Genomic DNA, 17,377 nt, shown 5'->3' on the forward strand with positions numbered 1-17,377 from the left:
CCGACTGCTGGTTCTTTCAGCCGATGGGGGCGGGGTTCAGGGGCGGCCGCCGGGGTCCGGCCGGGGAAGTTCGCCGCAGTCGTCGCGGCGCTGCTCGTCGCGCACCATGTAGTCGAGCTCCGCAATGCAGACGGCGCAGGCGTACATCGGCCGCTCGCCGTTGGGGGTGCATGCGGGGCCGATCCACGTCACGCGGATGCCTTGGCGGCGGCAGTACAGCCAGCACCGGCCGGTGATCCATGGGTTTCCGTCGCCGGTCTGTGCGGTCGGATACCACGATTGGGTCACTAACTCGGATGCGGCGAGCACCAGCAAAAGCCTTTCAGTGGGGGGAGTTGCAACGGGCCGCCCGGCGGGAGCACGGGGGAGGACTCGACCGCTGGGCGACCCTGTCTAAGGGGTCGCCTGCACGTGTCGCGGCGACTCGGCGACCTCGGCGATCGCGAAGTACAGGCGGCCGGACTTGCCCGAGCACTCGATGTACTCGTCGACGTCGGCGCCGCACGCGCCCGGCGACAGCGGGTCCAGGCCGACGGCGAGCAGCACTTGCCCGAGCTCGACGATCACCTGCGCCCATCGGCCGGCGCGCATCGTGAGCATGTGCTCGCTGCCGTCGAGGCGGACGAGGACGACGCCGTTGTGCACCGCGACCCGTGCGCCCACGTTGGGCAGCGTGGCGTGTGGCGGCTTGGCGCCGAGCGCTCGCGCGACGCTGAGCATCCGTTGCCCGATCGCGGCCGCGGTGTCGGCGTCGCGGCGCGGCGTCGGGTGCGTGATCAGCATGGGGGCGAACCCTTGGTCGCCGATGCGGTCGACCCACGGCCGGACGGACAGGGACGCGATCACGCCGGGGGTCGGCGGGGCGAGTTGCTCGGTCCTCGTCACTTCGCGATCACCTCGGCCCACACGGTCTTTCCGAACGCGGTGTCGTCAACGCCCCAGTGGCACAGCTCGTCGAGGATGAGCAGCCCGCGGCCGCGGTCACGCTTGTGCGACTCGGGCCGCGGCTGCGGGTGCCGGCGGACCGGGTCGCGTACCTCGACCCGCGTGCGGCCGCCGCGGCTGTGGAGCGTGAGTGCGAGGGCGTCGCCGGGCTCGGTGCCGTAGCGAATGCTGTTGGTGACGAGCTCGCACGTGACCAACACGATCGCGTCGACGTAGTCCTCGGCGGCATCCGGCTCGCTGTGCAGCACGTGCTCGCGGGCGAACTTCCGTGCCGCGCGGGCCGATTGCGGCTCGCCCGCCAACACCAGTCGTCCCGACTGGCCAGGTCGAGGGGGGAGCGTCGGCGTGCCCGAGTCTTTTCTCATGAGGTCACCGGCTCTCGGCACTCGGCGCACCGGAACACGGTCCACACCCGGCCGGTTCCCGCGACGGACACCGTTTCGCACGGTTCCAGTCGGCGGGTGACGGCGCCGCAGTCCCAGCACGCGAAACCGTGCAGGCGGGCGATGCTCACCTTGTCCACGGAGACGGTGACCGTCTCCGCCATCGTGTCGCTCATCTCTCGACCCCTGCTCTGTGACGTGATGCACAGAGCATGCGGGGGCGACGGGGCCGCAAGGGATACAGCGTGTATCCCCATGACGGGTTGCGTCAGACAGCCCCAGACCAACTCGCGAAGTGGTGCAGCGACTCCTCGTCGGCGCGTCGAAGACGGACCAGGGTTCCGGTCGTCTCCCGCGTCCACGGGTGCTCGCGGGTGTGCTGCGGTGCGATGCTCCGGGCCACCTTCAACGACTCGAACGCATCACTGAACCGGCCGCCCCACATCTGCGCCCGCGCAAGTTCGATCCAGAACCCCGAGCGACGCTCTGCGGGCAGCGACTTGGACGGGGCCCACTCCCGAGCCACGCTGAACGCGTCGTCAATGTGCTCCTGCCCCAGGCTCACGGCGACCGACAGCTCATGGATACGCACGGACTCGGGGCCGAACGCCGTACCCAAGTAGGTGCCCTCCCGCGTCTGTTCACTCAGGCGGAGCGCGTGGGTGATATGGCTGCTCGCAGTGTCGGCGTCGCCGTCGCGCCCGGCGATGACCGCGGCCCGCATGTGGAGGGCTCCGCGCGCTGCTGCTGTGTCCTCGTCGCGGGCCGCCGGGGCGGCGTCCACCGCGGCTTCCAGTGCGCGGGTGCCGGCTGTGTGGGCGCGGGCGGTGAAGAACACTTCCGTACGGACGTAGGCGACCGACGCCGATAGCAACGGATCTTCGGCGTAGGGCACGGCCCACCGCATCAACTCGACGAGCCGGGCCGAGAGATCACGGGCACCGTACTTGTAGGCGACCGCGTCCACGGACCGTGCCGTCGCGACGACGAGCCGGGCCGCGGCCCTCTGGTCCTGCGCCACGTGAAAGGCGGCGAGGACGTCGTGGAGCAGTGCCGGGCCATGCTGCGCGATGCGCCCGTACTGGGCGGCGAGGCGCCAGCTCACGGCCTCGTTGACGGTGGCACGCAGTTCGTCAAGGGTGCGGCGCGGCGGTGCGAGGGGCACGTCGTATGCGGCGAGGCTGGCAGAGATCGCGGGCAGGGCGGCGTGCACGCGGGTCTCTGTGCCGGTGTGTGTGTCGAGTAGCCGGGTGGGGTCGACGCCGAGGGCGGCCGCGATCGCTTCGAGGGTGGTGTCGCTCGGGTACCGCTTGCCTTGCTCGATGGCCTTGATCATGGGGAGCGACACGAATGATTCGCGCGCGAGGTCTTCCTGCCTGTACTTCTTCGCTTTGCGGGTGGCTGCGATGCGCTTGCCCAGCGCGGCAGCGTCAAGTGCGGGCATACTGGCTCCAGTTCGAGGCGTCCACTTCGAACCGTACCCACGCGATTACCGCGAGGGGCGAAAACGGCCCCGCCTGTTACCCGCAGGTGGGGCCGTTTGTCGGCGAATCACTGCTCGGCGAGCGGCACGAGCTGCATGAGCGAGTCGATCCGGTGATCCGCGGCGTCGACGACCGCGGGATCGTCGGCCCAGAGGTAGCCCCACGGGCCGCGACGCAGGTGTGCCGTCCGCAGCCCGGCCGCCCGCGCGGGGAACGTGTCGTTCTGCGGGTGGTCGCCCACGTAGAGAATCTCGTCGGCCGGTACTCCGGCCTCAGCGACGAGCCGCTCGAAGAACGCGGCCGACGGTTTGGCGACGCTCCACTCGCCGGACGTGGCGATGAGGTCTGCGGGCAGGTCGAGCGCCCGGAGCAATGCGGCGGCCTTCACCGTCTGGTTCCCCGCGATGATGACGCGCGCCCCGGCGTCACGGAGCGCGGACAGCGCCGGTCTGACGTCCTCGTATACGTCCGTCTCGTCGAGGTATTCTCCGCGGCCGGCTTCCTCGCGAGCCTGGTAGGCAGCATGGACATCGATGCCGGGTTGCAGCAGCCGAAGCGCCTCGGCATTGTCCTGGCCACGGGCAACGACGGCGCCGACGAGCGCGGACACAGTGTGACGCGGGGTGTGCAGCCAGTCGGCCCATGCTGCCCAGTAGCGGTCATCCCGTACGAGGGTCTCGCCCACGTCGAATGCGAAGGTACTGATCATCCGGCGACCCTACCGACGCGGCGGCGGCAGATGCTCTCAGAGACAACGAAAGCGCCCCTGCCTGGCCGTGAGGCCAGACAGGGGCGCAAGTCATCATGAGCGGCGGCGCTCCGCGGGCAGTCCGAGGGCGCTCGGGCTCGGGGCCGGGTTGGGATCCGGTGTGGGTTGGGGTGAGGTGCACTCGTAGCGCGGATCGTCGGGGTCGAACCCGCCCGCCGCGGGGCGGCAGGTGTACGTCGTGCCGCCGTACTGGAACGTCCAACTCGACGGCGGCTTACCGTCGTTGCCGTCCGTTCCGTCGGTGCCATCCTTGCCCGGCGTACCCGTGGCATCTTGGCCAGCAGGACCGGGCGGCCCGGCGACTGTCGAGTCGGCGCCGGGCGGGCCCGGCACCGTCGAGTCTTTCCCATTCTTGCCGTCCTTCCCGTCGGTGGCCTTGCCCGGCGGGCCCGACGGTCCGGCCAGCCCCGCGGGGCCCCGTTCGCCGGGCACCGCCTCGACACGGTCCGGCAGATCCTCGACCGCCCTCGACGGATCCGGCGCGGCCGGGGTCGCGCCTACGGCCTTGACTTGCTCGCGCAGCACCCGCACGTCGTCGGCGAGCGTCGTTACGGCAGTGCCGCGCCGGGTCGCCTCGGCGCCGAGCCGGTCGGCCCTACCCGCCTCGGACTCGATACGCAGCCACACCGCGGCGACCGAGCCCGCGAGCACGAGCAGCACCCCCGCGAGTAGGAACTGCTTCCACCCCTTATGCAGCACGGATTGCGTGCGTCTCACGGCGAGGTTCCTCCTAGCTCGACGATGTGCTGCCGCAGCTCGGCCCGTTCCTCGACGAGCCGAGCGATCCGTACCCGTAGCTCGCCGTTCTCGCCGTGCGCTGCGGTGAGCCGCTCGTACGCCTCGCGCAGCTCGCGCTCGGTCTCCGATAGCCGCTGCTGCGCCTTGTCCCGTTCCTCTTGCAGGTTCTCGACGAGAGAGGCGAGCCCGACGGCCGCCGGGTCGGCCGGCGGGGTTGTCGTCTCGCTCCTGGCGGCGTCCGCCCCGCGCTTGCCGACCACGCCCGCCGCGATGGGTGCCAGCCCGAGGACGATCCCGCCGAGGGCTGTCACCATCTCGGGGGACAAACGGGCCACCCTTCCTAAGTGCTGTCCCGTAACTGGCGGCATGACCACATGTGTTGTCAGCCGGTCTACGCTGGCCGAGTGATTGAGGACGGCTCCACTGACCGCGGCAGTGTCGCGACAGTGCGACGGATCGGCGCGACGATCCGTAGGCCGACAGGCGCGTGGACACCTGCCGTACACGCCCTGCTGAGACACCTGGAGGCGGTGGGATTCAGCAGGGCTCCGCGCGCGTTGGGCACTGACGGCGCCGACGAAGTGCTGTCGTTGCTCTATGGCGAGCCCGCATTCACGCCCTGGCCAGAAGCTCTGCGCTCCTCACACGGAGTCAGCGAGCTGGGCCGCTGGCTGCGGGGCTACCACGATGCCGTCCGGACCTTCCGGCCGCCGGCCGATGCCCACTGGCTGGGCCAGGAAGAAGAGTGGCGGCCAGGCATGGTGATCCGACACGGAGACCTCGGGCCGTGGAACTCGATCTGGGACGGCAGCCAGCTTGCTGGCTTCATCGATTGGGACTTCGCGGCACCCGGCCATGCCATCGACGACTTGGCCCAACTCGCCTGGTACGTCGCCCCTTTGCGGCCTCTGGAGCAGCAGCGACGGGCGTCGGTCACTGGCTCCAGCACCCTGCGGGCTCGCCTTCATGCGCTCTGTGCCGCCTACGGGGAGCAGCCCGTAGCTGTGATCGAGGCGCTGGATGCCCTTCAGTCCCGCGAGGCCGCGCGCATCGAACGCCTCGGCAGGCAGGGCACCGAGCCATGGGCGACTTTCCTCGCCCGCGGTGACGCGGCCGAGATGTTGGCCGAGCAGTGCTGGATCCGCTCGGAACGCGACGCACTCTTGGACGCTGGGCGCCAGTGACAACCATCTCCAGCCCGTAGACCACGGGTGAGATGATCTTGGTGTGGCTGGTGTGATCACGGCGTCGGAACCGTCTTGGATAGCCCCGTTCACCGGGATGAGCCCGCGATGTTTCGGAAGATTGGTGACCGCGCTGCGCCGCGAAGGCGCCGACGAGGTGCGCCGGGGGCGGCCGTGGGGCCTGCCAGCCGCGCGAGCGCGGACCAGTCGGCCACCGGCTCGCCCGCGATCGACACGGCACGCGGCACCGCGCCGGTCTTCAGCGCCCTCAGCGGCGTGGACGCGCCCGCCGCCGTCGGCTCCCACACGGTATGCCTGCCGCTGCCGCGCCCGTGCAACTCCCGGAATTCATAAGGCTGTTGGTCCAGAACGTGCGAGCCGTCGACAGCGGTGTGCCGGCCCCGGTGGCGTCGCGGGACGGGCGCTCGGCATCGAGGACGTGAACCACGGCTACGCGGCCTGCGGCGAGCTCCTCAGAAGGGCCCGGGCCCTCGGCCTGTCGCCCGACCCCGCAGGCAATGGCCCGAGTTCCCTTCCGGCGCATCCGCTGGGTTTCCCGCGCGGAAGGCTTGAATCCGGCACGCCGTTAACGTTAACGTCCCGTCAGCACTCCAGAAACCAAGGGAGCGATCTGCAAGTGATGTCCTTTGACGCCGTCCACTGACCGGGCCGGGCGCCCGGCGGTCCTCCGCGATGTGGCGCAGCTGGCGCAGGTCTCGGTGATGACCGTTTCGCGGGTGCTCAACGAGAGCCCCGGAGTCAAGGCCAGCACCAGGGCCCGGGTCCTCGCGGCGGTGACGGAGTTGGGCTACCGGCCCAACAGTGCGGCGCGGACGCTGGTGACCGGCAGGTCACGCGTGCTCGGTGTGGTCGCCTTCGACACCAGGCTCTACGGGCCCGCGACCACGCTGTTCGGCATCGAACAGGCGGCTCGCGACGCCGGCTACACCGTGCGGGTCACCACACTGGAGTCCACCGGCCAGAACTCGGGCGAGGAGGTGATGCGCGGCCTGATGTCGGAGTCGCTCGCCGGCGTCATCCTGTCCGCACCGCACGACTGGGCGGCGGAGGCGCTGCGGCACCTGACCAGGGGCACGCCCGTGGTCGTGGTGGATGTCGACATCGAGCAGGAGTCCGCGCCGGTGGTCGGCATCGCCCAGCACGCGGGTGCCCGTCAGGCCACGGAGCATCTGCTGTCCCTGGGTCACCAGACCGTCTGGCACCTCGCGGGACCGGTGAACTGGCCCTCGGCGCAGGCGCGCGAAGCCGCCTGGCGTACGACGCTCACGGAGCACGGGCGGAAGGCACCGCCGCCCCTGCGCGGGGACTGGACGGCGCGATCGGGCTACGAGCAGGGCAAGCGGCTCGTCCGGCGCAAGAACGTCACCGCCGTGTTCGCCGCCAACGACCAGATGGCCCTCGGTATGCTCCTCGCCCTGCGCGAGGCCGGCCTCGACGTGCCGGGCGACGTGAGCCTGGTCGGCTTCGACGACATCCCCGAGGCCGCCTACTTCTGGCCGCCGCTCACCACGGTGCGCCAGGACTTCGGCGAAGCGGGCCGGCTCGCCCTCGATCTGCTCGTGGACCAGATCGACGGCATGGGAGGGCGGGACGGGCTGACCGTGGTCCAGCCCGAACTGGTCGTACGCAGCAGCACGGGTCCAGCGGCCCGGAACTGAAACAAAGGAACCGATCTCATGAGCGCGAACGCGGCGCAGTCTCAGGCCAAGATTGTTAACGTTACCAATAGCTCGATGTCTGTCGACTCAGCCGCAGGACGGTTCCTGTTCGGCGCGGCCTACTACGCCGAGTACCAGCCCTACGAGCGACTGACCACCGACCTCGACCTGATGGCGCAGGCCGGATTCTCAGTGATCCGCGTCGGCGAGTCCGTCTGGTCGACGTGGGAACCCGAGGACGGGCGCTTCGCGCTCGACTGGCTCCAGCCGGTCCTGGACGAGGCTCACACCAGGGACATCTCGGTCATCATCGGCACGCCGACGTATGCCGTCCCGCCGTGGCTGCGCCACAAGTACCCGGAGACGGCTGCGCATGCGAGGTCGGGACAGGCCGTCCCGTACGGCGGCCGGCAGGACGCGGACTTCACCCACCCGGCCTTCCGGTATCTCGCAGAACGGGTCATCCGCAAGATCGTCCGGCGCTACACCGACCATCCGGCGGTCATCGGCTGGCAGGTCGACAACGAACCCGGCATCGAGCTGCTGCACAACCCCGCCGTGTTCCAGGGCTTCCTCGACCACCTACGTACGACGTACGGCGACGTTGAGGCCCTCAACGAGCGCTGGGGGCTGACCTATTGGTCCCACCGGATCAGCGACTGGTCGCAGCTGTGGACACCGGACGGCAACACCACGCCGTCCTACGACCTGGCGTGGCGCCGCTATCAGGCCCGGCTCACCACCGAGTTCATCGGCTGGCAGGCCGGGATCGTACGCGAACTCGCGTCCCCCGGGCAGTTCGTCACGACCTGCATAGACCTGGGCCGCAAGGCCCTCGACGAAGTGGCGCTCGGGCAGCGGTTGGACGTCACCGCCACCAACATCTACTTCCCGATGCAGGAGGGGCTGCGGCACCCGGCACCCGCAGAGTCGTCGGCGGCGGGCCGACCGTGGTGGCTGCCCTGGTCCGGCGCCTGGGCGCTGTACCTCAAGGCCGACCTGTCGTACGGGATACGCCGCGAGCCCTTCCTCGTCACCGAGACGCACGCCCAGTCGATCGGCGAGTCGCACGTCAACTACCCGGCCTTCGACGGCCAGTGGCGTCAGGCCGTGTGGGCGATGGTGGCCCGGGGCGCCGCCGCGATCGAGTACTGGCACTGGCACACTCTGCACTTCGGCCTGGAGACGCACTGGGGCGGAGTCCTTGGGCACAGCCTGGAACCGGGCCGCTGTTACGACGAGTTGAGCCGGACGGGCGTCGAGCTGCGACGTGCCGGGGACGTACTCGCCGGCCTGGAACCGGAGGCCGACGTCGCGATCCTGTATTCGCTGGAGAGCAAGTGGGCGCTGGAGTTCCAGCCGCCCATCGCGACGGGGACCGGAGGGGCCCCGGACCGCCGGGCGTACGACCGCGTCGTCGCAACCCTCCACCAGGGTCTGTTCGACGCCGGCCTCCAGGCCGCCGTACTGAGCCCGGAGCAGCTGGGGGCGGATGCCGAGGCGCTCGCGGCCCGCTGGCCGGTGCTGGTGGTGCCCGCCCTGTATGTGGCGAGCGACGAACTCCTGCAGCTGCTTGAACAGTACGCCTACCACGGCGGCCACCTGATGCTCACCTTCCGCTCCGGCTACGCGGACGAAGAGGCCAGGCCACGCCCTCAGGTCATGCCCGGAATCATGCGGGAGGCCGTTGGGGCGCACTACCTGGAGTACAGCAACCTCGCCGAGCCGGTGCCCGTGCGGGGGCTGGACGGCCATGCGACGGCCTGGGCGGACGCCCTCGTACCGGACACCGCTTCGCCGCTGGCCTGGTACAAGCACCCGCACCTGGGCCGCTGGCCCGCCGTCGTGACGAACGAGCACGGTGCCGGCCGCGTCACCTATCTCGGCACGCTGCCCGATGCCGCCATGGCGCGGGACCTGGCCCGCTGGGTGGCGGAGAAGACTCTGCCCGACGATCCGTGGAGCGCCATGCCCGCCTCGGTCACCGTGACCGGGGCCCGCGCGGCCGACGGACGCCGCCTGCGGTTCGTCAGCAACTGGTCGTGGGAGCCAGCGCCCGCGCGCCTGCCTATGCCCGTCATGGATCTGCTGTCCGGGCAAGCGCTCGATGCCGGATCGGAGCTCTCGCTCGGACCGTGGGATGTCCGGGTGCTCATCGAGCGGCCCACCGAGCAGGCAGAGAGCACCGGGAAATCCGAGTCCCTGCAGAACGCAGAGAACAGCGACAGACAGGAGGAGAGACGATGAGTTCTCCGACAAAGGGCAGGCGCTCGCGCCTGCTGAGTACGGCCGCCTGCGGGCTCGCCCTGCTCGTGCTCACGGCCTGCTCCGGCGGCTCGCCGAACGGGGCGGGTGGTGGCACCACCAAGGCCGTCGATATGGCCGCCGAGCTGAAGAAGCCGGCCACGATCGAGTTCTGGAGCTGGTTGAACGGCATCGAGGACGAGGTCAAGCTCTTCGAGAAGAAGTACCCCAACATCAAGGTCAAGGTGGTCAACGCCGGCGCGCCCGCTGCCGAGTACCCCAAACTCCGTACCGCCCTCAAGGCGGGCAGCGGGGCCCCCGACGTCGTCCAGCTGGAGGCCCACGAGGTCCCCTCCTTCACCATCACCAAGAGCCTCCTCGACCTGGCCCCGTACGGAGCCAACAAGATCAAGAGCAAGTTCGAGGGATGGGCGTGGGACCAGGTCTCGCAGGGCTCCTCGGTCTACGCCATCCCGCAGGACACCGGGCCCATGGGGATGCTCTACCGCAAAGATGTCTTCGAGAAGTACGACATCAAAGTGCCCACGACCTGGGCGGAGTTCGCGATCGCGGCCGAGAAGCTACACAAGGCCGACCCGAAGGCGTACCTGACCAACATGTCCCCGAGCAACGGCGCGGCCTACACCGGACTGCTGTGGCAGGCGGGATCGCGGCCGTTCAAGAGCACCGGCTCCACGAACCTCCAAGTCAACATCGATGACACGGCTGCCCGGAAGGTGAGCGACTACTGGAGCGGGCTGGTCAAGTCGGAGAACGTCTCGACCGACCCCGACTTCACCGATCAGTGGTACCGCGGCCTGGCGAGCGGCAAGTACGCCACATGGCTCACCGCCGCCTGGGGCCCGATGTTCCTCCAGGGAACCGCGAAGAAGACGGCGGGCAAGTGGCGCGTCGCGCCACTTCCTCAGTGGAACGCGGGAGAGTCGGTATCGGGGAACACGGGCGGCTCCACGAGCGCGGTCGTCCGCACCAGCAAGTACCCCGCCGCCGCAGCGGCCTTCGCCCAGTTCCTGAACAGCGACCCCGCGTCGACGAAGATGCTGGCCTCCAAACAGTCCCTCTTCCCCGCCACGACGACGCTGCTTAACAACCAGGAGTTCCTGGACGAGCCGCTGCCCTTCTTCAGCGGACAGAAGGTGAACCGGGCCTTCTCCGCCATCTCCAGGACAGTCAAGACGGACTTCGCCTGGAGCCCCTTCCAGGACTACGTCTTCAACGACTTCAACGACACCGTCGGCAAGGCGATGACCCGCAAGCAGGACCTCACCGCCGCGCTCACCCAGTGGCAGGACTCGGTCACCGGATACGCAAAGAAGCAGGGCTTCACCGTCGGCGGCAGCTGACCGGAACACACCCAACCCCCGTGGACACCACCACCGGTGTCCACGGGGCTGGAGGGAAGACACGACATGAGCCGAACCGTCCCACCGGCGGCACCCGCACGCCCCACCCTGCCGCCGGCCATCCACGCCACCCGCCGCCCATGGCGGCGCTCCACCCGCGAGGCGCTGACCGCGTACGCGTTCGCCGCCCCCTTCGCGATCCTCTTCGTCGCCCTGCTCGTGATCCCCCTCGGCTACTCCGGCTATCTGAGCCTGTTCCGAGAGCAGCTGGTCGGCGGTAACGTCTTCGCCGGCCTGGCCAACTACCGGCAGGCACTGGACGATCCGCTCTTCCGAGACGGCGTGCTGCGGATGGCGCGGTTCCTCGTCATCCAGGTGCCGGCCATGCTGGGCGCCGCTCTGTTCTTCGCCCTCGCCCTGGACAGCGGCCGACTGCGCTTCCCCCGTCTCATCCGGCTGGGCATCTTCGTGCCGTACGCGATCCCCAGCGTCATCGCCGCGCTGATGTGGGGCTATCTGTACGGTCCCGACTTCGGCCCGTTCGCCCAACTGGCCCGGGGCGTGGGCCTGGCCACTCCCGGGTTCCTCACCCCGCACTGGATACTCGCCTCCCTCGCCAACATCGTGACCTGGGAGTTCGTCGGCTACAACATGATCATTATGTTCGCCGCGCTCCAGTCGGTCCCGCCCACGCTGTACGAGGCCGCGGCCATGGACGGCGCCGGCGCCTGGCGCATCGCCTGGCACATCAAGATCCCCGCCATCCGACAGGCGCTCATGCTGAGCGTGATCTTCTCGGTGATCGGCACCTTCCAGCTGTTCAACGAGCCCAAGCTGCTGTCCGGGATCGCGCCGGACGCCATCAGTGCCTCGTACACCCCGAACATGTACGCCTCCACGCTCGTCTTCACCAATCAGGAAGTGAACTACTCCTCGGCCGTCTCCTTCCTGCTCGGCGCCGTGATCGTGGTCGTCTCCTACGCCGTGCAACTCGCGTCCCATCGGAGGGCCCGCCGGTCATGACCAGCCACACCACTTCCACCCCGGATTCCACTCAGGCTCCGCGTCCGTCCGGCCGACGCAGCAATGTGCTCACCCTCCTGATGCTGGCCTGTCTCGTCTATTTCCTGCTGCCCCTGTTCTGGCTCGTCGTCTCGGCCACCAAGGACAACGGCTCGCTGTTCTCCACGTTCGGCCTGTGGTTCGGCGGTGGCTTCGACTTCTTCGGGAATCTGCATGACGTGTTCACCTACGACGGCGGCATCTACGGCCGGTGGCTGCTCAACACCGCGCTCTACGCCGTGGTCAGCTCGGTCGGGGCGGCCTTTCTGGCGGCGCTGGGCGGGTACGCCTTCGCCAAGTTCCGCTTCCCGGGACGCAATCTGCTCTTCTCCATCGTGCTGGGCTCGATCATGGTGCCCAGCACCGTGCTGACGATTCCGACGTACCTGCTGTTCAGCAAGATCGGGCTGGTGAACACGCCGCTCGCGGTGATCGTGCCGATGCTGGTGAGCCCCTTCGGGTTCTACCTGATGCGGGTGTATGCCGAGGATGCCGTACCCGACAGCCTCATCGACGCTGCACGGATGGACGGAGCCGGCGCGGTCCGTATCTTCTGGCAGGTGGGCTTCCGTCTCCTCCTGCCTGGATTCGTCACCGTACTGCTCTTCCAGCTCGTGGCCAGCTGGAACAACTACTTCCTTCCGCTGATCATGCTCAACAACCCGAAGCTGTACCCCGTGACCATCGGCCTTGCCCAGTGGCAGGCCCAAGCGGGCGGACTGGGCGGCGCCCACGCCCTGTTCTCGATCGTCATCACCGGATCACTCGTCTCGATCCTCCCGCTCATCGCAGCCTTTCTCCTGCTCCAGCGCTACTGGCAGGGCGGCCTCGCCACGGGCTCCGTCAAGGACTGACACTCGTCTGCCGCCCCAGGTCCCCCCCGTCCGGTCTCGCGGTCGCTCCGGCGACATGCATGCAGCGCGTGTCGCGCTCGAGGAACACCGGCCCATACACCTGGCGCAGGGTTACCGAAGCGCTGGCTTGATCTTTGGTCTGTGGGCAACAGAGACCGAGGCGCCGGGGTGCGGGATCGCGATGCCGATGCTCGCGGCGATCGGCCGGGTGGAGTCAGGGCATGCCCGCGGTGGCGCCTTGGATGCGCGGGGCCGAACACGAAGTCCGATACTCGGCCCGCGACTTGACGGCAGTCCGGGCGTGGCAGCCATCCACGACACCGACCACGGTGCCTGGGACGGGGACCGTGTCTGGGACCGCGCCGTAGGCGCCGCCCAGTTCATCCCGTCCACCTGGCAGCGCTGGGGCAGCGACGGCAACGGTGACGGCGTGCGCGACCCGCGCCAGATCGACGACGCCTGGCTGGCCGCCGGGCGGTATCTGTGCGCGGCGGGCGGCGACCTGTCGCAGGACGCCGGCATCCGCAAGGCCGTGCTCGCCTACAACCATTCCGATTCTTACCTGGAGTTGGTGCTGAGCTGGATGCGGGTCTACTCGCACCAGGCCGTCGCGACCGCGGGACCCCGGGCGCGAGCGAACCGTCGTCGCCGCAGCCGGACAAGGACGACCACGAGTCGAAGCAGCCCGCCACGCCCTCGGGGCAGAGCAGCCCGACAGACGACGGGAAGGAAGGGGACACGTCAAAGCCGAGGCCGCCCGGACGCCCGACCAAGCGGCCCCCGTCCGACGATCCGAAACCGATCCCACTGCCCTCCCTGCGGCTGCCGTCACCCGGGTACAGCCCTTCCCCGCTGTTCCCCTCACCCAAGGCGTCGTAGGAAACGGGGCTCACACGACGCCGACCCGCCGGCCTCGGAACGCGCGCGGGGTGGCGGACGCCATCGTGACCGCGGGACCGACCACCTCACCCCGGGCTACCGCCGTCCATTCAAGGGGACGCGCCCTGGCGGAGAGTCCAGGTCGCGCGCGGCCGGACCAGGAGCGTTACCCATCACACCGCCCACGGCCGCCGGCACGCCCAGGGGCGCGAACGCGGAGACGGCGACGGCCGGACCGGTCATCAGGCACAGGCCGGGGCCGGCTCTCCAGGCGACTCTCAGGATCGCGGCGTACCCGCCGTCCGCGATACGCGTCAGGTCTGCACCGCTGTGGTGGAAGATACGCCTGCCCATTTCGGATTGTCCGTGTGGTGGGTCGCGTCAGCGCACCAGGCGCACTTCGCGCAGCCGGATGGTGGGCGCCGGGCCGACCGTTTCGAACCGAACCTCGACGGGCCCGGCAGGACGGTCCGCGTCGAGCGGGAACACCTGGGAGACTTCCTCGTCCTCGGGGTCCGGCGACGGTGTGAGCGTGCACAGCAGGTGTCCGTCGACCAGTACCCGGGTCGATCCGGCACTTCCGCCTGAGAGGTGAGTCATCTGAAGGCCGGTAGCGGTGCCCTCCGGGTCCGTCAGGCGGTAGGACCACCATCCCGCGGCGGCCCGCCACGTCAGCCCGTCGGTGAGGCCCGACCATGTGTCCTGACCCTCGAGCCCGTGGTCGCTTTCGGGCTGTTGCTGGCCGGCGGCCACGGCGTCAACGGTGCGGTCGTGCAGCGCGAGTGCCGCCTCATCGGCCGCGCGCAGCTCCGCCCGCCGCTCTGGGAGCCGCTCCGGTTCAGCCACGGGAAAGTAGAGGACGTAGCGGGAGTCGTGGATGCCTGCGAACGGGACGAGGGTGACGGACTCGCCCGGTCGCGCGTCCACGTGCTCCAGGGCGAACGCCAGCCGGTCCGGGGCGAGCCGAAGTACGCCGGCCGCCGGATCGGCGCCGCTCGGGGTGAGCACGACGGGCAGGTGCTCCAGGGGGCGCAACGGGCCGTCGGCGACATGTCCCATCCTGGAGTCGTCGGCGAAGAGCCCGACCAGGTCGTCGCGGTCGCCCTCGGCCGCGAGGACAGTGGGTCCGAAGCGGAACGACACCCAGGGCGAGCCATTGGGGAGCAGCTCGGCGCTGATGCGCGGGCGAAGGTTCATGGTGACCGTGTCCCTTGCGCGCCACTGCCGCTCGAGACGCACGTAGGTCAGGGGCTGTTCGCCTGTCCCGCGACGCGTTGTGAGCGGGGCGGGCCCACCCTCGGGCGGTGCGCCGTTGATACGGACCTGCGGCGTCCCTTCGTGCCAGCCGGGGACGCGTATGTGGATCGCCACAGGGGTGGCGGGAGCCTCGCGTACCGCGAGTCTGACCTCGTCGTCGTAGGGGGCCGTCCCGGTCTGCTCGAGCAACAGTTTCTGTTCGGGCAGGCTCAGTCGGGAGGCGATGAAGAGATTGACGAACACGTCGCCACCCTCGGCGGTGTACACCAACTCGCCGTACTTCGAGTGGTTCTCAAGGCCGGTGCCGACGCAGCACCAGAAGCAGTCCTGGGGCGTCGACACCACGCGGTAGTGGCCCGGTCGCACCGGTGTGAAATACACCAGCCCGCCCTTGGGATGCAGGGACGAGAGGATGTGGTTGACCGTCGCACGCTCGTAGTGGTCGAGCACCTCGGCGTCCGGCTCTTCGAGGAACAGCGCGCGGCTCAGCTTGAGCATGTTGTAGGTGTTGCAGGTCTCGGGGCCCTCGGGCGACTCCAGGGCGGAGCTGAAGTCGTTGCGGGGGTGCAGGTGCTCGCTTACGGAGTTGCCGCCGAAGGAGAACGTCCGGTGCCGGGTCGTGGTCTGCCAGAAGAACCGGGCGGCGTCCCGCAGACCGTGGTCGCCGCCGACCTCGCCGAGCCGCTGGTATCCGACGACCTTGGCGATCTGGGTGTTGGCGTGCATCCCGTCGAGGACGTCGCGGTGCTCGCGCAACGGGCCGAGCAGCGAGCGGTCGAGGAAGCGCCCTGCCAGCGCGGCGTAGCGGCCCGTGCCGGTGACGTCGGCGAGGTCCGCCAGAGCCTCGCACATCCCGCCGAACTCCGTGCGGAGCATGGCTTCATGGGTGTCGTCGTCCATCCCCGCCGCCATCTGGTCCCACCAGTCGGCCAGCCGCCGCAGGGCGGTCAGGGCCAGGTCCGAACCAGCGTGCCGGTGGGCGTCCAGCAGGCCGGCGAAGAGCTTGTGCAGGTTGTACCACGGCACCCAGGCGCCACCGAGCACGAACGAGTCAGGGTCCACCTGTCCCGCTGCCACCCGCTCCCACAGCCGCACGCCGTCGGGTATGCCCCCGACGTAGCCGGTGCCCAGGGCGTCCTGGCACTCGACGACGCCCTGAACCAGACGTTCGACCATGGCTTTCGGCCGGGGATCATCCGTCACCGCGCTCATGAGGGCGGCACCCGACAGCGCGTGCCCGACGGTGTGGCCGTCGAGCCCTGAGTTCTCCCAGTTGCCGTACGACTCGGTGACCGGCGGCAGGCCGGCCTCGCGCCGCAAAGGTGCGAGGAGCCGGTCGGTGTCGAGGGACAGCAGGTAGTCGAGAGCGGTGGCCTGCGCGTCCAGGAACGGGCCGGGGAGGAGACGTACCGCGCTGCGGGGGAATGACTGCACTGGTGCTCGTTTCCTTCGTTCGAACCTTGCGGGCCTGCGGTGGAGAGAATCGCGACTGATCGTGCGGGCGCGAGTGAATGAGCAAGCGATCAGGAATCGCTCGCCTGACCGCCGTAAGCATTCAGCAGCCGGTCATATTCCGCCAGGGTCAGGGGGAGCACCGAGCCGTGCTTGGCCTCAGGGGGCAGTCGGTAGCTCGTCGACGGGATCCACTTCCCGGAGTCGAGATCGGTCGTCTCGAACGGGACGTAGTTACGTCCCCCGAACTCGTCGATGAACATGTACCACTTCTCCTCCGTGTTCGCCTTGAACACGGCCGGTCCCTCGCCACGGCTGACGGCCCCCTCGCCGATGCGGTCGACCACGAACTCATAGGTGGTGGAGGTCAGTTCGCGGGACTTCTCGGCGATGATGAGTTTCGCTCCGGGCACGGAGGGTGTCTGGTCCCGCTCGTCCTTCGTGTAGCGGTAGTACACCCCGTTGTGCTTGATCACGGCCGAGTCGATCACGGCGTGCCCCGGATCGTGCCAGAGGGTGGGCTCGCTGAAGGTGCGGAAGTCCGTGGTGGTGGCGTAGAGCATCCTGTTGTACGTCGTGCCCGTGTGACCGGGGTCGTCCTCCGCGTAGAGCTTCGAGGCCCAGAAGACGACGTATGTGCCGAGTTCGTCCGCGTAGCAGGCCTTCGGCGCCCAGGTGTTGCCGGCGGTGTCGGGGGACACCTCGACGAGGCGCTGACCGGTCCAGTTCACCAGGTCGCAGGAGTCCCACACCACGATCGACCTGCTGCCTGCGCGCTCGGCTCTGTCCCAGGTGAGCTGCACCTGGTCCTCGGCGTCGCCGGATGTTCGCAGATCCGTGGCGATCAGATGGAACCTGTCGCCGTCGGGGGAGCGGATCACGAAGGGGTCGCGTACGCCTCCGGTGCCTAGGCCGGAGGTCAGGACCGGTTCTCCGTCGTTCAGTTCCCGGTAGTGCAATGGGTCGTTGCCGTGGCTGAGTGCCATCCGGATCCGTTCGTCGTCGACTGACGGGTTGCCGACGAAATACACGAGCAGGTAGCCGACGTAGACCGGTTTCGGCTGATGCACAAACACTCCTGAG

The 17,377-nt window shown here is 69.2% G+C and carries 17 protein-coding genes and 2 pseudogenes; 9 read left to right on the forward strand and 10 right to left on the reverse strand.

Features of this window, described 5'->3' with window-relative positions:
* Positions 1 to 36: 36 nt before the first annotated feature.
* From ACY0PA_RS37785 to ACY0PA_RS37820, 8 genes are all read right to left on the reverse strand, one after another.
* The gene (locus ACY0PA_RS37785; RefSeq protein ID WP_473081893.1) at positions 37 to 192 is read right to left on the reverse strand and encodes a hypothetical protein; all 156 of its coding nucleotides are present in this window, start codon (positions 190 to 192) and stop codon (positions 37 to 39) included.
* A 201-nt stretch (positions 193 to 393) separates the two neighbouring features.
* Positions 394 to 885, reverse strand: a complete 492-nt coding sequence (locus ACY0PA_RS37790) for a hypothetical protein (RefSeq protein ID WP_473081894.1) — start codon at positions 883 to 885, stop codon at positions 394 to 396.
* Complete coding sequence (locus ACY0PA_RS37795) at positions 882 to 1,310, reverse strand: ATP-binding protein (RefSeq protein ID WP_473081895.1); 429 nt, start codon at positions 1,308 to 1,310, stop codon at positions 882 to 884. The genes ACY0PA_RS37790 and ACY0PA_RS37795 overlap by 4 nt, the downstream gene beginning before the upstream one ends.
* Positions 1,307 to 1,504 (reverse strand): hypothetical protein, encoded by a 198-nt coding sequence (locus ACY0PA_RS37800; protein WP_406337393.1) that lies wholly within the window; start codon positions 1,502 to 1,504, stop codon positions 1,307 to 1,309. The genes ACY0PA_RS37795 and ACY0PA_RS37800 overlap by 4 nt, the downstream gene beginning before the upstream one ends.
* A 92-nt stretch (positions 1,505 to 1,596) precedes the next feature.
* Positions 1,597 to 2,772, reverse strand: coding sequence for a helix-turn-helix domain-containing protein (locus tag ACY0PA_RS37805; protein ID WP_473081896.1), 1,176 nt, complete (start codon positions 2,770 to 2,772; stop codon positions 1,597 to 1,599).
* Between the two features lie 107 nt (positions 2,773 to 2,879).
* A complete protein-coding gene (locus ACY0PA_RS37810) occupies positions 2,880 to 3,521 on the reverse strand; it encodes an HAD family hydrolase (protein ID WP_473081897.1) in 642 nt (213 codons plus the stop codon).
* Between the two features lie 93 nt (positions 3,522 to 3,614).
* The gene (locus tag ACY0PA_RS37815) at positions 3,615 to 4,298 is read right to left on the reverse strand and encodes a collagen-like domain-containing protein (RefSeq protein ID WP_473081898.1); all 684 of its coding nucleotides are present in this window, start codon (positions 4,296 to 4,298) and stop codon (positions 3,615 to 3,617) included.
* A complete protein-coding gene (locus ACY0PA_RS37820) occupies positions 4,295 to 4,645 on the reverse strand; it encodes a hypothetical protein (protein WP_473081899.1) in 351 nt (116 codons plus the stop codon). Before ACY0PA_RS37820 ends, ACY0PA_RS37815 begins: the two co-directional genes overlap by 4 nt.
* A 78-nt stretch (positions 4,646 to 4,723) precedes the next feature.
* Here ACY0PA_RS37820 and ACY0PA_RS37825 point away from each other — a divergent pair, with 78 nt between their 5' ends.
* The 9 genes and pseudogenes from ACY0PA_RS37825 to ACY0PA_RS37865 all read left to right on the forward strand — a co-directional run.
* A complete protein-coding gene (locus tag ACY0PA_RS37825) occupies positions 4,724 to 5,503 on the forward strand; it encodes a phosphotransferase (RefSeq protein WP_473081900.1) in 780 nt (259 codons plus the stop codon).
* 43 nt (positions 5,504 to 5,546) lie between these two features.
* Positions 5,547 to 5,690: pseudogene (locus tag ACY0PA_RS37830) on the forward strand (IS5/IS1182 family transposase); the annotation flags it as partial.
* On the forward strand, positions 5,678 to 5,857 hold the full coding sequence (locus ACY0PA_RS37835; protein ID WP_473086630.1) for a hypothetical protein: 180 nt from the start codon (positions 5,678 to 5,680) through the stop codon (positions 5,855 to 5,857). The pseudogene ACY0PA_RS37830 and the gene ACY0PA_RS37835, both read left to right, overlap by 13 nt.
* A gap of 293 nt (positions 5,858 to 6,150) precedes the next feature.
* Positions 6,151 to 7,182, forward strand: coding sequence for a LacI family DNA-binding transcriptional regulator (locus tag ACY0PA_RS37840; protein WP_473081901.1), 1,032 nt, complete (start codon positions 6,151 to 6,153; stop codon positions 7,180 to 7,182).
* A 75-nt stretch (positions 7,183 to 7,257) separates the two neighbouring features.
* Positions 7,258 to 9,429: a beta-galactosidase gene (locus ACY0PA_RS37845; protein WP_473081902.1), complete on the forward strand. Its 2,172-nt coding sequence runs from the start codon at positions 7,258 to 7,260 to the stop codon at positions 9,427 to 9,429.
* A complete protein-coding gene (locus tag ACY0PA_RS37850) occupies positions 9,426 to 10,790 on the forward strand; it encodes an ABC transporter substrate-binding protein (protein ID WP_473081903.1) in 1,365 nt (454 codons plus the stop codon). Before ACY0PA_RS37845 ends, ACY0PA_RS37850 begins: the two co-directional genes overlap by 4 nt.
* Positions 10,791 to 10,856: 66 nt before the next feature.
* Positions 10,857 to 11,813, forward strand: a complete 957-nt coding sequence (locus ACY0PA_RS37855) for a carbohydrate ABC transporter permease (RefSeq protein WP_473081904.1) — start codon at positions 10,857 to 10,859, stop codon at positions 11,811 to 11,813.
* On the forward strand, positions 11,810 to 12,706 hold the full coding sequence (locus ACY0PA_RS37860; RefSeq protein WP_473081905.1) for a carbohydrate ABC transporter permease: 897 nt from the start codon (positions 11,810 to 11,812) through the stop codon (positions 12,704 to 12,706). Before ACY0PA_RS37855 ends, ACY0PA_RS37860 begins: the two co-directional genes overlap by 4 nt.
* A 187-nt stretch (positions 12,707 to 12,893) precedes the next feature.
* A pseudogene (locus ACY0PA_RS37865) lies at positions 12,894 to 13,190 on the forward strand (lytic murein transglycosylase); the annotation flags it as partial.
* Positions 13,191 to 13,966: 776 nt separating this feature from the next.
* Here the strand turns inward: ACY0PA_RS37865 and ACY0PA_RS37870 are convergent.
* Complete coding sequence (locus ACY0PA_RS37870; protein WP_473081906.1) at positions 13,967 to 16,276, reverse strand: beta-L-arabinofuranosidase domain-containing protein; 2,310 nt, start codon at positions 16,274 to 16,276, stop codon at positions 13,967 to 13,969.
* 89 nt (positions 16,277 to 16,365) lie between these two features.
* A complete protein-coding gene (locus ACY0PA_RS37875) occupies positions 16,366 to 17,364 on the reverse strand; it encodes a glycoside hydrolase family 43 protein (RefSeq protein ID WP_473081907.1) in 999 nt (332 codons plus the stop codon).
* Positions 17,365 to 17,377: the final 13 nt, after the last annotated feature.

It is taken from the genome of Streptomyces sp. DS1-CR2 (genome assembly GCF_055760475.1).